Source organism: Saccharothrix hoggarensis (assembly GCF_052936025.1).
Map to the genome: position 1 here is coordinate 3,991,402 of NZ_CP193624.1, position 14,546 is coordinate 4,005,947.

The 14,546-nt window shown below is 71.0% G+C and carries 11 protein-coding genes and 1 tRNA gene; 7 read left to right on the plus strand and 5 right to left on the minus strand.

The features are described 5' to 3' along the window. The first annotated feature begins 80 nt into the window (after positions 1–80). From ACRAKH_RS18320 to ACRAKH_RS18340, 5 genes are all read left to right on the plus strand, one after another. Positions 81–154, plus strand: a tRNA-Arg gene (locus tag ACRAKH_RS18320). 683 nt (positions 155–837) lie between these two features. Next, the gene (locus ACRAKH_RS18325) at positions 838–1,932 is read left to right on the plus strand and encodes a pectate lyase family protein (protein WP_380719606.1); all 1,095 of its coding nucleotides are present in this window, start codon (positions 838–840) and stop codon (positions 1,930–1,932) included. After that, positions 1,929–2,969: a pectate lyase family protein gene (locus ACRAKH_RS18330; protein WP_380719604.1), complete on the plus strand. Its 1,041-nt coding sequence runs from the start codon at positions 1,929–1,931 to the stop codon at positions 2,967–2,969. The genes ACRAKH_RS18325 and ACRAKH_RS18330 overlap by 4 nt, the downstream gene beginning before the upstream one ends. Before the next feature lie 44 nt (positions 2,970–3,013). Then, positions 3,014–4,078: a pectate lyase family protein gene (locus ACRAKH_RS18335; RefSeq protein ID WP_380719602.1), complete on the plus strand. Its 1,065-nt coding sequence runs from the start codon at positions 3,014–3,016 to the stop codon at positions 4,076–4,078. Further along, positions 4,075–5,139, plus strand: a complete 1,065-nt coding sequence (locus tag ACRAKH_RS18340; RefSeq protein WP_380719600.1) for a pectate lyase family protein — start codon at positions 4,075–4,077, stop codon at positions 5,137–5,139. Before ACRAKH_RS18335 ends, ACRAKH_RS18340 begins: the two co-directional genes overlap by 4 nt. 71 nt (positions 5,140–5,210) lie before the next feature. Here ACRAKH_RS18340 and ACRAKH_RS18345 read toward each other — a convergent pair whose 3' ends face one another. Further along, the gene (locus tag ACRAKH_RS18345) at positions 5,211–5,909 is read right to left on the minus strand and encodes a lytic polysaccharide monooxygenase auxiliary activity family 9 protein (RefSeq protein ID WP_380719598.1); all 699 of its coding nucleotides are present in this window, start codon (positions 5,907–5,909) and stop codon (positions 5,211–5,213) included. Between the two features lie 273 nt (positions 5,910–6,182). Beyond that, positions 6,183–7,406: an SGNH/GDSL hydrolase family protein gene (locus tag ACRAKH_RS18350; protein ID WP_380719596.1), complete on the minus strand. Its 1,224-nt coding sequence runs from the start codon at positions 7,404–7,406 to the stop codon at positions 6,183–6,185. Positions 7,407–7,819: 413 nt separating this feature from the next. Here ACRAKH_RS18350 and ACRAKH_RS18355 point away from each other — a divergent pair, with 413 nt between their 5' ends. Further along, positions 7,820–8,977: an endo-1,4-beta-xylanase gene (locus ACRAKH_RS18355; protein WP_380719594.1), complete on the plus strand. Its 1,158-nt coding sequence runs from the start codon at positions 7,820–7,822 to the stop codon at positions 8,975–8,977. Positions 8,978–9,095: 118 nt separating this feature from the next. Here ACRAKH_RS18355 and ACRAKH_RS18360 read toward each other — a convergent pair whose 3' ends face one another. From ACRAKH_RS18360 to ACRAKH_RS18370, 3 genes are all read right to left on the minus strand, one after another. Further along, positions 9,096–9,509, minus strand: a complete 414-nt coding sequence (locus ACRAKH_RS18360; RefSeq protein ID WP_380719592.1) for a DUF3995 domain-containing protein — start codon at positions 9,507–9,509, stop codon at positions 9,096–9,098. A 247-nt stretch (positions 9,510–9,756) separates the two neighbouring features. Beyond that, positions 9,757–10,332, minus strand: coding sequence for an NAD(P)H oxidoreductase (locus ACRAKH_RS18365; RefSeq protein WP_380719590.1), 576 nt, complete (start codon positions 10,330–10,332; stop codon positions 9,757–9,759). Beyond that, positions 10,329–11,342, minus strand: a complete 1,014-nt coding sequence (locus ACRAKH_RS18370) for an NADP-dependent oxidoreductase (RefSeq protein WP_380719588.1) — start codon at positions 11,340–11,342, stop codon at positions 10,329–10,331. Before ACRAKH_RS18370 ends, ACRAKH_RS18365 begins: the two co-directional genes overlap by 4 nt. 104 nt (positions 11,343–11,446) lie before the next feature. Between ACRAKH_RS18370 and ACRAKH_RS18375 the strand changes: the two genes are divergently transcribed. Then, on the plus strand, positions 11,447–14,539 hold the full coding sequence (locus tag ACRAKH_RS18375) for a BTAD domain-containing putative transcriptional regulator (protein WP_447009139.1): 3,093 nt from the start codon (positions 11,447–11,449) through the stop codon (positions 14,537–14,539). Positions 14,540–14,546 lie beyond the last annotated feature (7 nt).

The window sequence follows — 14,546 nt, forward strand, 5'->3', positions numbered from 1 at the left end:
AACCGTGCCGGAAATGATTTGACCCCCACCCGGCCCTCACTCACCATAGGACCACCGCAGCACCCCTGAATTCCCACCACGCCCCCATAGCTCAGCAGGACAGAGCGCGCCGCTACGAACGGCGAGGTCCCAGGTTCGAATCCTGGTGAGGGCACCGCTGGAACCAGTACCGCCGCCGCTCGCAGGGCAACCCCGCCGGGCCGCGGCCGGTGGTTCCAGACCAACCCAACGCCCGGAAAGACCACGCCAAAAGCCCAGCCGCCACACCGGACGCCTGAGCACCGTCGCGTGTCTCCCCGACGAGCGCGAATCATCACCAATGCACCGAACCACGTCCGTCCACTCTGGACAGAATCGCGCAGTTCCGCCTCTCTGACCCGCAATACCGCCGGCGGCCGACGAGGCTTGATTTGGGTGCCATAGGTTGGTCGGAGCCGGCAGCCTTGGCGGGCGCCTTATCCGCCATTCCTGCCGGTTGCGGCCTGCCTCCGGTGCCCGTACTGGCCCCATGTCACATCAAGCCGGACCGGACAACAAAACCGTCCCCAAATCTCCACACCACAATCAATGCCGCCGCACACCGCGAACCACAGCACGCACTCCACACCGTCACCCATGATCGGTAGGGGCGAGGCGCCACCCCTCCCCGCACTCCCCCAACCCACATATGTGAACCGCCCCGCCAAATGCCCGTCGGCCACATATGTGAACATCGCACCCGAGCCGTCACCGACCGTTGACACGCCCGAAACTTGCGCTACGGTGCGATAAGAGAGCGCTTTCCAGATAACCCGCGATTCACCCTGCACTCACCCTCATACGGGAGAGGAAATACCCATGCCCACACCTCTCGGGAACTGGCGCGCCCTGCGCAAGGCCATCACGATCACGGTCGCTTTCACCGCAGCCCTCGCCGCCACACCGGCCACCGCCACCGCCACACCTCTCGCCACCCCCTCCACAACCACCACCCCACCCGTCACACCAACCGCAGCCACCGCAGACGGCTTCGCCTCAGTCACCGCGTTAGGCCAGGCAGGCACCACCGGCGGCGCGGGCGGAGCGGTCGTCACGGCCACCACGACGGCGCAGTTCCTCAACTACATCGCCCGCCCGGAACCACTGATAGTGCAGGTCCAAGGCACGATCACCCTGCCGACCGGCACCACGGACGGCATGCACGACGTCGCGTCCGACAAGACGATCATCGGCCTGGGCTCCGACGCCCGCCTGGTCGGCGGCGGGCTGAACATCGGCCTGCCGGTGGACGACGACGTCACCACTCCCCCGGCGAACGCCGTGCACAACGTGATCATCCGGAACCTGGCGCTCTCCGGCGCCACCGACGACCTGATCAACGTGCAGATGTTCAGCCACCACATCTGGATCGACCACAACGACTTCTCCAACGGTGACGACGGCGCGGTCGACATCAAAAGGGGCAGCGATTTCATCACCGTCTCGTGGAACAGGTTTCACGACCACGACAAGACCCTGCTGCTCGGCCACGACGACGACAACGGCGCGCAGGACATCGGCCGTTTGCGGGTCACCTACCACCACAACTACTTCGACGGCTCCGACCAGCGCAACCCACGCGTCCGATTCGGTGAATCGGTGCACGTCTACAACAACTACTACCGCGACAACAGCTACGGCGTCGCCTCCGCCATGAACGCGGGCGTGGTGATGGAGGGCAACTACTTCTACAGCGTGAACAACCCGGGCCGGGTCGACTTCAGCGGCGACCTGGGCCGGATCGTCGCGCGCGACAACATCCTCGTCGAGTGCAACCACGCGATCGAGCTGCGCGGGTCCGTGGTCGAGCCCCGCACGTACTACGCCTACACCGCCGACCGGGCAGCCGACGTCCCCACCATCGTCCCCGCCGGCGCGGGCACCGGCCGCGTCCAGAGGAGCAACCCGTCATGAGCCACATCAGCAGGCGGGCCCTCCTCACCGGCGCCGCAGCAACGGCCGTCACAGCCGCTACCGCCACCACCGCGTCCGCCCGCACCACCCGCCCACCCACCGCCACCGACTCCGCCAACAACCCACGACACACCGTCACCACCACGAACCCGGTCTGGGCCGCGCCGTTCCACACCGCCGACGGCTTCGCCGGCACCAACACCCTCGGCCAGAACGGCACCACGGGCGGCGCCGGCGGACCGGTCGTCACGGTCCGCGACACCGAGACGTTCCTCGACTACTGCGACCGCAACGAGCCGTACGTCATCCAGGTCGACGGCATCATGCAGTTCAGCAGCAAGCAGGCCCTGCGCTCGAACAAGACCGTCATCGGCCTGCCCGGCGCGGAGATCCGCGGCGGCGGACTCGACATGTACCGCCGGCAGAACGTGATCATCCGCAACCTCCGCTTCACCGGCGCGGACGACGACGCGATCAGCGTCCAGCAGTCGTCGCACCACATCTGGATCGACCACTGCGACTTCAGCGGCGGCGCGGACGGGCTGATCGACATCGTCCGCGGCGCGGACTTCATCACGGTGTCGTGGAACCACTTCCACCACCACAGCAAGACCGCGCTGCTCGGCCACTCCGACTCCAACGCGAGCCAGGACACCGGCAAGCTCCGCGTCACGTTCCACCACAACTACTTCGACGGCACGGCCCAGCGGCACCCGCGGGTCCGGTTCGGCGAGCCGATCCACGTCTACAACAACTACTTCCGCGACAACGCCCTGTACGGCGTCGCGTCCACGATGAACGCGGGCGTCCTGGTCGAGGCCAACCACTTCGAGAACGTGCCGCACCCGATCTACTCGGGCTACGACGCGAGCGGGCCGGGCCGCGTCGTCGAGCGCGACAACGTCTACGTCAACTCCGGCACGCCCCAAACCCTCGGCACCGTCGTGGAACCGCGCACCTACTACGCCTACACCCCGGACAACCCGTCAACCCTGCCCAGCACCATCCCGGCCGGCGTCGGCGTGGGCCCGATCTGAGCCGAGACGTCGGGACAGGCCACACCCAGCCAGGAGGACAACGCATGACCGCCATCAACCGCCGACGCCTGCTCGCCGGCACAGCGCTCGCCGCGGTAGCCGCCACGGCGCCGCGCGCCGCCTGGGCCGCCGACCAACCCCACCCCAACCCGCACAACACCGACCCGCTCAACACCGACTCACCCAGCGCCGGCTCCCTCAGCATCGACCCCCTCGCCGTCGCCGACGGTTTCGCCGGCGTGAACGCCCTCGGCCAGAACGGCACCACCGGCGGCGCGGGCGGCCAGGCGGTCACCGTCACCACGGCCGCCGCCCTCGCCGACTACGTGGGTCGCAAGGAGCCGTACGTCATCTCCGTCTCCGGCCGCATCCAGCTCGGCGGCATGGTCACCGTGGTCGCCAACAAGACGATCATCGGCGTCGGCTCCACGGCCGAGATCACCGGCGGCGGCCTCCAGCTCGGCTCCACCACCCGCCCCGGCAACAACGTGATCATCCGCAACCTGCGGTTCACCAACGCCTCGGACGACTCGATCAGCGTCACGAACTCCGCGCACCACGTGTGGATCGACCACTGCGACCTCTCCAACGGTTACGACGGCCTGCTCGACATCAAGCGCAACTCCGACTACGTCACGGTGTCGTGGAACCACTTCCACCACCACAGCAAGTCGGCGCTGCTCGGCCACTCCGACACCTACACCACCGACCGCGGCAAGCTCCGCGTCACCTACCACCACAACTTCTTCGACGGCACGGACCAGCGCCACCCGCGCGTGCGGTTCGCCGAGCCGGTGCACGTCTACAACAACTACTACCGGGGCAACGCGCTCTACGGCGTCGCGTCCACCATGGACGCCGGTGTCCTCGTGGAGGCCAACTACTTCGAGAACGTCGCCCGCCCGATCCTGTCCGGCTACGACAAGAGCGGGCCGGGTCGCGTCGTCGAGCGCGACAACATCTACGTCAACTCCGGCACGCCCCAAACCCTCGGCACCGTCGTGGAACCGCGCACCTACTACAGCTACACCCCGGACAACGCCGCCTCCGTACCCAGTCTCGTCACCGCCGGCGCAGGAGTCGGCCGCGTCCAATGGAGGACATCGTGAGGAGCACCACCGCTGTCGCGCTCGCCGCGACACTGCTCGGGAGCCTGGTCACCGCCGCCGCACCCGTCACGGCCGCACCCGCCACCTCCGGGATCACCACCCCGGGCACCAACGCCGGAACCAGCGCCGCAGGCAACCCGGGCGCCACCGTCGAGACGTCACCCCGAGGCTTCGCGTCGATCAACGCCCTGGGCCAGAACGGCACCACCGGCGGCGCCGGCGGACCGGAGGTCACCGTCTCCACCGCCGCCGACCTCATCGCCGCCATCAAGGCCGACGGCCCGCGCGTGGTCCGCGTGCAGGGCATGATCACGCTCCCACCGGGCATGTACGACGTCACCTCCGACAAGACGATCATCGGCGTCGGCGCGGCGTCCGGCCTGATCGGCGGCGGGCTGAACATCGGCCTGCCGGTCAGCGAGGTGACCACTCCCCCGGCGAACGCCGTGCACAACGTGATCATCCGCAACCTGGTGTTCCGCAACGCCAGCGACGACTCGATCAACGTTCAGATGTTCAGCCACCACATCTGGATCGACCACAACGACCTCTCCCGCGGCTACGACGGGCTGATCGACATCAAGCGCGGCTCCAGCTACATCACCGTCTCGTGGAACCACGTCCACGACCACGCCAAGAACATGCTGCTCGGGCACTCCGACACCAACGGCGCGCAGGACACCGGCTACCTGAAGGTGACCTACCACCACAACTTCTACAACAAGACCTCGCAGCGCAACCCGCGCACCCGCTTCGGCAACCCCGTGCACATCTTCAACAACTACTTCCTGAACAACAGCGACACGGGCCCGGCGTGCCAGGCCCAGTCGGGCTGCTGGATCGAGGCGAACCACTTCGACAACGTCGAAGAGCCGATGACCAACAGCTACTCCGGCCCGCGGGGCAGCATCGTGGAGCGGAACAACGTGTACGTGAACAGCGGCACCCCGGTCGTCGGCGGCACCGTCGTCGACCCCCGCACCTACTACCAGTACACCGTCGACCCGCCGGCCAACGTCAAGGCGCTGGTCACGCAGGGCGCGGGCACCGGCCGCATGTGACCGGTGAACACGCCGATCCCGGCTCCCACCACGGGGAGCCGGGATCGACACCGGTCAGCTCGGCCGCGCGACTACTGGAAGACCACGTCGTTGCAGAAGTAGTACGACTGGTCCGAGTGGCTGGCCTGCCAGATCACGTAGACGATGTGGCGGCCGGTGCGGCTGCCCGCGTTCACCCCGACCTGGTACTGACCGGCCGGCGCGTAACGGCCGGTGCTGGCCACCAGTTCCAGGTTGCCCCAGCCCAACTGCTGCGTCGTCGGGTCGAAGCCCTGCCGCGTCACGTACACGCGCAGGTAGTCCGCGCCGTGCCGGGCCTGGTCGGTGACGGTGAGCGTGAACTGGCGCGGCTTGGTCACGGCGCGCCACGGGCCGGGGTTGTCCAGCGCCGCGTACCGCATGCCGCCGGTGCGGCCGCCGCTGCACAGCTGGCCGTTCGGGATCACGCCCTGGTGGTTGCCCGCGACGCCTTCGCGGTACAAGCCGTTCCAGTTCCACATCGCGTTGGTGTCGGCCTGCCAGGCCTGCCAGCACATTGGGTCCTGCTGGGCCATCGCCGGGTTCTGGAAGTCGCTGCCCCACCGCTGCCAGCAGCCGTAGTTGCGCGACGGCGGGTCGGTGGTCGACCCGTGCGCGTCCGCGATACCGGTCAGCAGGCTCGCCATGAGCCCGGCGGCGACCGCGAACACCGCGAAGACCCTGCCAAGCAGTCTCTTGTTCGCAGGGACGGATATGAGCGCCACTCTCTCCTCCTCGTTGAGGACGACCATGTCAGGTACTTCTCATGGATTGCTGGGAGCGCTCCCAAATCGCACTGTAACCATCCGCGCACAGAGTTGTGAAGTGTTGGCGGACAACGACATCCCATTCGACACGCGTTCGACCGCAGTTCGACGAAACGCCCTCCCGGCACACAGCCGGAAGGGCGTCTCAACGGACCGCGACCCGCGCGGAACTCACGTACTCACGTACTCACAACAGGAACCGCACCACAGGAACCTCACCTACCGAACACTCGGCAGCACACTTCACCGCACCGGACATCACAGCAGGGACAGGTCAACGGCCTCGGCCATCGCCCGGTGCCCCGCGTCGCTCGGGTGCAGGCCGTCACCGCTGTCGTACGCCGGCAGCATCGCGTCCGGGTTCGCCGGGTCGGCCAGGGCGCGGTCGAAGTCGACCACCCCGTCGAACTCGCCCGACGTGCGAATCCAGGCGTTGACCTCGTCCCGCACGGTCTCGCCCGCGTCCGTGAAGTACCCGGCGCCCTTGTACGGCAGCAGCGTTCCGCCCAGCACCCGCACGCCCCGGGCGTGCGCCCGGCCGATCAGCTCGCGGTAGGCGGCGATCAGCTCCGCCGCCGTGACGGCCGGGTTCGGCGCCGTGCACTCGGACGCGAACTGCGGGAAGCCGATGTCGTTGATGCCCTCCAGCAGGATGACCGTGCGCACGTCCGGCTGCGCCAACGCGTCGCGCTCGAACCGCGACAGCGCCTTCTCGCCGAAGCACGACGAATCGTTGAGCACCCGGTTGCCGCTGATGCCCGAGTTCACCACGCCGCGCCGACCGCCCAACCGCTCGGCCAACTCGTCCGGGAAGCGGTTGTCAGCGTCCATAGTGGACCGGCCGCCGTCGGTGATGGAATCGCCGAACGCCACCACGACGTCACGGCGCGGCGCCCGGTCGGTCACGTCCACCCCGCTGAGGTAGTACCACGACTGCGACGTCTCGGTGAACGCGTCGGCCGCCACGTCGGCCCGGTGGTCGCCCGAGGCCCGCCAGCTCGTCGCGTTCGCGTACGCGTGCCCGGTGGCCGGTCCGGTCGCCCCCGCGAGGTACAGCGTCACGGTCACCCGGCTCAGCGGCGACACCACCAGCGGCGCCGGGTCGCCGGCCACCTCACCGCCGGCGGGCACCGTCACCGACCGGTGACCGCGGAACGTCACGTGCCACACGGAGTTCGGCCGCACCGCCGCGCCCTCCGCCGTGTGCGCGACCGTCGCCCCGGTCACCACCAACGGCGACGTGCCGTAGGCGTTGGAGAGCCTGATCCGGACCGCCGCGCCGCCGTCGCTGATCCGCACGACCTGGCGGAGGGTGTGGTCCTCGAACCCGGCGGGTCCCCAGCTCGGTCCGAGGGAGGCCGTGGGCGGCTGCGGCGCCGCCCCCCACGTCGCGGACCACCCGGGCGTGGGCCGGGCCAGCACGGTTCCCGGAACCAGCGCGATGCCCAGCACCGCCACCAGCAGTGTCGCCAATGTCCTCATGGCCCGCCCCGTAAGTAGTCGGTCGACTCGGCTCTGACGACGTTAAGAGGGCACCGGTTTGCCGGCAGCCCGGACCGGCCCTCTCACACCGATCGGGGGACTGAAACCACCCGGTCCGACCGGCGCGGGCGGTGTCCTGGACGCCACGGCGTCGCACTCGACGTGTCGCCGGCGGGCGGGGTGTCGCGGACGTTGCTCGTCTCAGCCGACCGTCACCGGCGCTCGACAACCCGACGAGGCGGCGATGTCCTCCTCCAAGCGGCAACCGGCCGTTCCACCAGGGCCGACGGGACGAGACGGAGGTCTTGACGACCGCACGGCGGGCGACTTAGGGTCCGGCATCTCGAAAATTGCCGGATCAAAGACGAAACTTTCGAACGCGCCGCTGTAGTCGTCTGAGAAAGCGAACCCCCATGAAGTCGATCCGACTAGTCACCGCCACGCTCGCCGCGCTGGCGCTGTCGCCGCTGGCCCTGGCCGCGGCGTCGCCCTCCACGGCCGACCTGTCACCGGGCCACGCCAAGAAGGACACCCTGCGCTGGGTGGCGCCCAAGGGCTTCTACATCGGCACCGCCGCCGCGGGCGGTGGGCACCACGAGTCGCAGCCCTACCCCGACCCGTTCACCAAGGACCTGGAGTACCGCAGCGTCCTGGCCTCCGAGTTCAGCTCGGTGTCCGCCGAGAACCAGATGAAGTGGGAGTACATCCACCCGGAGCAGGGCCGCTACAACTTCGGCATGGCGGACCGGATCGTCCGGTTCGCCCAGCTGAACCGCCAGGTCGTGCGCGGGCACACGCTGTTGTGGCACAGCCAGAACCCGGCGTGGGTGGAGCAGGGCGACTTCACGCCCGAGCAGCTGCGCGAGATCCTGCGCGAGCACATCACCACCGTCGTCGGCCGCTACAAGGGCAAGATCCAGCAGTGGGACGTGGCGAACGAGATCTTCAACGACTCGGGCGCCCTGCGCACCACCGACAACATCTGGATCCGCGAGCTCGGCCCCGGCATCATCGCGGACGCGTTCCGCTGGGCGCACGAGGCCGACCCCAAGGCGCAGCTGTACTTCAACGACTACAACGTCGAGAGCGTCAACCCCAAGAGCAACGCCTACTACGCGCTGATCAAGGACCTGCTGGCGCAGGGCGTCCCGGTGCACGGCTTCTCGGCGCAGTCGCACCTCAGCACCCGGTACGGCTTCCCCGGTGACCTCCAGGCGAACCTGCAGCGGTTCGCCGACCTGGGCCTCGGGACCGCCATCACCGAGCTCGACGTGCGGATGGACCTCCCGGCGAACGGCGTGCCGACCGCCGAGATGCTGGAGAAGCAGGCCGACTACTACCGCCGGACGCTCACCGCGTGCCTCAACGTCGAAGGCTGTGACTCCTTCACGATCTGGGGCTTCACCGACAAGTACTCCTGGGTGCCGGTGTTCTTCTCCGGCGAGGGCGCGGCGACCGTGATGTGGGACGACTTCACCCGCAAGCCCGCCTACCACGCCCTCCAGTGCACGCTGGCGGAGGCTTCCACCGCCCGCGGCGAGAAGCACCCGCACCTGCCGAACTGCGCGTAACCGCACCACGGCAGGGCAGCTCGACCGCAGGCCATCGGCCCCCGTTCGAACCCGGAGTTCGGGCGGGGGCCGATTCCACCTGTGCACTTTCAATTAACACTGAAGCTATAGAGGCGACTCAGCCGAAGGCCACCACGGCGCAACCGGCCGCCAACGCCACGCACAACGGCGAGTAGATCCGCAGATCGAGCCGGGCGAACCCGGTCGACCGCCGCGACGAGATCGCCAGCCCGCTCACCCCGCGCAGCGCCAGCACCGCCGCCACGCCGACCGTGCCGACGACCGCCACCCACGACGGACCGGGCACGGGCACGAGACCCGCTCGACCGACGACCAGGTACGCGGCCACGCCGAGCAGCACCGCCACGGCCGACGTCAACGCGGGCGACGGCAGCTTCTCCGGCGGCACGTCCACCACCAGCCGGGCGAACTCCTCCCGTGACCGCGTCGGCCACGGCGTGAAGATCCACACCACGTGCAGCACGCCCACGAGCACCAGAACAATCGCCGTGAGCAGGGCCAACACCGTCATCGGACACCTCCGTACGCCTGCGTATGGTCGCAGACCGTACGGTACCGTACGGAGGTCGCCGACCAGACCGACCGACGGTGAGACGCACACCACCGCCGACCGGGAACACCGAGCGCGCCCACACCGTTGAAGCAATCGGTCGGTGCGGTCCGTGTCCCCGGGCCTCACCAAGCGCCTTCGCGGAATACCGTCAGGCTGGAGCCGCGTCGAGCCACTCGCCGAGAGGCGACCGCCGCGCCGACCCCCACTACCTCACCGGACCGACCACGTCCGTGACGCCGTCGAGCAGCCCTCGCACGTGGTCCTCGCCGGCCAGCGTGCTGTGCAGCACGGTCACCGACGCGTCGGTGACCCCGCAGTGGTTCGAGACGCCCACCCGCAGCAGGCGGTCCAGCACGTCGTCCAGGCCGTGCTCGGCGAACGTCTCCCGCGACTCCCCCGCCAGCCCGATCCACCGCACCCGCTTGCCCGCGAGCCGGGGTTGGCTGCGCCCGTAGGCGAAGCCGTGGTTCCACACGCGGTCGATCCAGCCCTTCAGGATCGCGGGTGGCCCGTACCACCAGACGGGGAACACGACGACCTGCAGGTCGGCCGCCGAGATCCGGGCCATGTGGGCGCGGACGTCCGCCGAGTACGGCTTGTCGCGGTCGGCCCAGTCCGGTTCGTCCTCGGGCGTCATCCGCGGGTCGAAGCCCTCGACGTGCAGGTCCAGCACGTCCACCTCGACGTCGCCCGCGGCCAGGAGGTGGTCGCGCACCCGTGCCGCCACCTGCCACGTCAGCGAGTCGGGCCGCGGGTGGGCCACCACCAGCAGCGCCTTCACCGGGCGTCCAGGCGCACGAGCATCTTGCCCGTGTTCGCGCCGCGCAACACTCCCAGGAACGCCTCGGGCGCGCGTTCCAGACCGTCCACCACGGTCTCCTCGGCGCGCAGCGAGCCGTCCGCGAGCCACCCCGCGGCACGCTCGACGTACTCGGGGAACCGGTGCAGGTACGAGCTGACGACCATGCCGCGCAGGCTGAGCTGCTTGACCGCCGCCGGGTACAGGTTGGGGCCCGGCACGGGTCCGGTCGCGTTGTACTGGCTGACGGCGCCGACGAGCGCGATCCGGCCGCCGTCGCGCATCGCGCCGATGGCGGCTTCGAGGTGGTCGCCGCCGACGTGGTCGAGGTAGACGTCGACGCCCGCGGGCGCGGCGGACGCCAACCGGTCCGCGAGGGGACCGTCCTTGTAGTCGAGCGCGACGTCGAAGCCGAAGTCCGCCACGACCTTCTTCGCCTTGACCGGACCGCCGACCGACCCGATCACGCGCGAGGCGCCGAGCAGGCGGGCCAGCTGACCGGCGACGCTGCCGACGGCGCCCGCGGCGGCGGACACGAACACCACGTCACCGGGCCGCACGGGCGCGGTCTCGGTCAGGCTGACGTACGCGGTGAGCCCCGGCGTGCCCAGGACGCCGAGGTAGGCCTGCGCCGGGGCCAACGCGGTGTCCACGACGGTCGCCGCCGCCGCGTCCACCACGGCGTGCTCGCGCCACCCGAGGAAGTGGACCACGGTCGAGCCGACCGGCACGGCGTCCGCCCGCGAGGCGATCACCTCGCCGACCGCGCCGCCGTCCATCGCCTCGCCGAGCCGGAACGGCGGGATGTACGACTCTCCCTCGTCCATCCGACCGCGCATGTACGGGTCGACCGACATCCACGTGTTGCGCACCAGCACCTGGCCGTCCGCGAGTTCGGGCAGGTCCGCGGTGGCGAGGGTGAAGTGGTCCGGGGTCGGTTCGCCGACCGGGCGGGCGGCGAGCCGGATCTCGCGGGTGGTGGTGGGGGCCATGAGGTTCCTCCGAGCGGTTCTGCGTTCTCCGGGACCGACTGTGCCGCCGCCCTGTTCGGGTTCTGCTCGGATCTTGTGCGGGTCGCTCGGCTACGGTTCCGGGCATGCGTTTCGGGGTGCTGGGTCCGCTGGACGTCCGGACGGCGGACGGCACACCGGTCCGGGTGCCCGAGCGCAAGGTGCGCGTGCTGCTCGCCGACCTGCTGGCCCACCGCGGCCGGCCGGTGTCGGCGGACCGGCTGGTCGCCGACCTGTGGGGCGACGACGGTCCGGGCAACCCGCTGCGGGCGCTGCACGCGAAGGTGTCCCAGCTGCGCCGGGCGCTGGAGGAGGCCGAGCCGGGCGGCCGCGACCTGGTCGAGTCCCGCTCCCCCGGCTACCTGCTGCGCGCCGACGCCACCGTGGACACCGACCGGTTCGCGGAGCTGGCCGCCCGTGCCCGCGAGGTCGCCGACCCGTCCGCGCGGGCCGCGTTGCTCGCCGACGCGGTGAGCCTGTGGCGGGGTCCGGCGTTCGCGGAGTTCGCGGACCTCGACTTCACCCGGTCCGAGGTCACCCGCCTGGAGGAGCTGCGGCTGGTCGCGTTGGAGGACCTGGCGCGGGCCCGGCTGGACCTGGGCGAGCACGCGGCCGTGGTGTCGGAGCTGGCCGACCTCGTGGCGCGGCACCCGTTGCGGGAACGCCTTCGCGCGACGCACCTGCGCGCCCTCTACCGGTCGGGACGGCAGGGTGAGGCGTTGGCCGGCTACGACGACCTGCGCCGCCGGCTGGCCGACGACCTCGGCGTCGACCCGAGCCCCGAGCTGGCCGACCTGCACCGGGCGATGCTGGCCCAGGACCCGGACCTCGCGCCGCCGGTCCGGCCGGGCACCAACCTGCAGAACCCCCTCACCCCGCTGGTGGGCCGGCGGCGGGACGTGGCCGAGGTGCGCCGGCTGCTCGCCGAGCACCGGCTGGTGACGTTGACCGGGCCCGGCGGGGTCGGCAAGACGCGGCTCGCGGTGGAGACGGCACGCCAGGTCGTGGACGGCTTCCCGGACGGCGTGTGGGTCGTCGAGGTGTCCGGGTCGAGCGCGCTGCCCGACGTGGTGGCCGCCGTGCTCGGCATCCGCGACGACGGCACGTGGGGCGGCCAGCACCTCGACACCCTCGACCGGCTGGCAAACGCGTTGCGGGACAAGCGGGTGCTGCTCGTGCTGGACAACTGCGAGCAGGTGCTGCCGGACGTGGCGGAGCTGACGGCGGTGGTGCTGCGGACCGCGCCGCACGTGCGCGTGCTGGCAACGAGCCGGGAGCCGCTGGCCGTGGCGGGCGAGGTGCGCCGGCCCGTGGCGCCGCTGGCCGGTGACGCCGCCGTGGAGCTGTTCGTGGCCAGGGCCACCGCCGCCGCTCCGGAGTCCGCGCTCGACCTCGGCGCCGTGGCGGAGGTGTGCCGCCGCCTGGACGGCCTGCCGCTGGCGTTGGAGCTGGCCGCGACGAAGGTGCGCGCGCTCGGCGTGCACGGCGTGCTGGCGCGGTTGGACGACCGGTTCCGAGTGCTGGCGGGCGGGTACCGGGACGCGCCGCCCCGGCAGCGCACCCTGCGCGCGGTGATCGACTGGAGTTGGGAGCTGCTGGACGACGCGTCACGCGTGGTGTTGCGCCGGTTGGCCGTGCACAGCGAGGGTTGCGCGTTCGAAGCGGCCGAGGCGGTGTGCGGCCACCCCGGCGGTCCGAGCGGATCGGACGAGCCCGGCGGGCCCGGTGACGTGCTCGACGTGCTGACCGGCTTGGTGGACCGGTCCCTGGTGGTCGTGGTGGAAGGCCCGGACGGCAACCGGTACCGGCTGCTCGAATCGGTGTCCGCGTACTGCGTGGAGCGCCTGCGCGAGGCGGGTGAGCTGGACGACGTGCGCCGCCGTCACGTCGAGCACTACACCGGGCTGGCCGAACGGTCCCGGCTGCGCGGCCCCGAGCAGCGCGAGTGGTTGCGGCGGCTGGACGCCGAGTCGGCGAACCTGCGCGGCGCGCTCGACCACGCCGTGCGGCACGGCCTGACGTCGCACGCGTCGCGCCTGGTGGACGCCCTGGCGTGGTACTGGGTGCTGCGTGGCCGGCTGGGAGAGGCGCACCGCGCGTTGACCGCCGCCCACACCCTCGGCCGCACGGCCGCCACGACGGCGTGGCAGACCGGCATCGGCATCATGATCGGCCACGGGGCGGACCGGGCGGAACGGATCGCGCACGCGGTGCGCGACTGCCCGGACCCGCACGCGACCTGGTTCCTGGGGCACGCGTTGTGCCGGATCGGCGACCTGACGTCGGCGGAGGGTTTGATCGACCGGGCGTTGACGGGTTTCGCCGCGGCCGGCGACCGCTGGGGCGCCGCGGCGGCCCTGGGCGACCGGGCGCTCCAGCACTTCGTCCGCGGCGACCTGGAGGCGGCGGCACGGGACGGTGAGCGGAGTGCGGCCCTGTTCCGCGACCTGGGCGACACGTGGGGTCAGCTCCGCGCCACCCGTCCCCTCGCGGCCGTGGCCGAGGCGTTCGGCGACCACGACGGCGCGGCGGACCGGCTGCGCACCGGCCTGCGCCTGGCCGACCAGCTCGGGTTGTGGCCGGAGGTGTCCGACCTGACGGCGGGTCTCGGCCGCATCGCCCTCCTCGCCGGCGACCACGCGCGGGCGCGGGAACACCACGAGCGCGCGCTGCACCTGGCCGCCCAGCACGGTTTCCGCGCCGGCGAGGTGAACGCGCGGCTCGGGTTGGCGTTGGGCGCGCGCCGCGAAGGCGACCTCGACGTCGCCGAGGAGCACCTGGTCGTCGTGGCGGAGTGGCACGACCAGGTCGGGTTGACCGGCGCGAACGCGTTGGTGCTGGCCGAACTGGGGTTCGTCGCGGAGCTGCGGGGCGACCTCGCGACCGCCGCGGCACGGCACCGGGAGAGCTACGAGGTGGCCTCCGACACCGGCGACCCGCGCGCCCTGGCCTTGGCGTTGGAGGGCTTGGCGGGCGCCACGACCAGCCCGGACGTCGCCGCGGCGTTGCTCGGCGCGGCCGACGCGGCACGGCGCTCGCGCGGCGCTCCCCTGCCGCCGGCCGAACGCGGTGACGTCGACCGGATCACCGCGCGCGCCACGGCCGCCCTGGGGCCGGAGGCCTTCGCCGAGCACTTCGCCCGCGGTGCGGCGATGACCCCGGATCAGGCCGCCGGCTGACGTCCGG

Excerpts from the sequence above, each read along its gene's own strand:
- ACRAKH_RS18335 (WP_380719602.1), top strand. The coding sequence starts at position 3,014 with ATGACCGCCATCAACCGCCGACGCCTGCTCGCCGGCACAGCGCTCGCC.
- ACRAKH_RS18345 (WP_380719598.1), bottom strand. The coding sequence starts at position 5,909 with ATGGTCGTCCTCAACGAGGAGGAGAGAGTGGCGCTCATATCCGTCCCT.
- ACRAKH_RS18370 (WP_380719588.1), bottom strand. The coding sequence starts at position 11,342 with ATGGCCCCCACCACCACCCGCGAGATCCGGCTCGCCGCCCGCCCGGTC.
- ACRAKH_RS18355 (WP_380719594.1), top strand. The coding sequence starts at position 7,820 with ATGAAGTCGATCCGACTAGTCACCGCCACGCTCGCCGCGCTGGCGCTG.
- ACRAKH_RS18350 (WP_380719596.1), bottom strand. The coding sequence starts at position 7,406 with ATGAGGACATTGGCGACACTGCTGGTGGCGGTGCTGGGCATCGCGCTG.
- ACRAKH_RS18330 (WP_380719604.1), top strand. The coding sequence starts at position 1,929 with ATGAGCCACATCAGCAGGCGGGCCCTCCTCACCGGCGCCGCAGCAACG.
- ACRAKH_RS18375 (WP_447009139.1), top strand. The coding sequence starts at position 11,447 with ATGCGTTTCGGGGTGCTGGGTCCGCTGGACGTCCGGACGGCGGACGGC.
- ACRAKH_RS18325 (WP_380719606.1), top strand. The coding sequence starts at position 838 with ATGCCCACACCTCTCGGGAACTGGCGCGCCCTGCGCAAGGCCATCACG.
- ACRAKH_RS18360 (WP_380719592.1), bottom strand. The coding sequence starts at position 9,509 with ATGACGGTGTTGGCCCTGCTCACGGCGATTGTTCTGGTGCTCGTGGGC.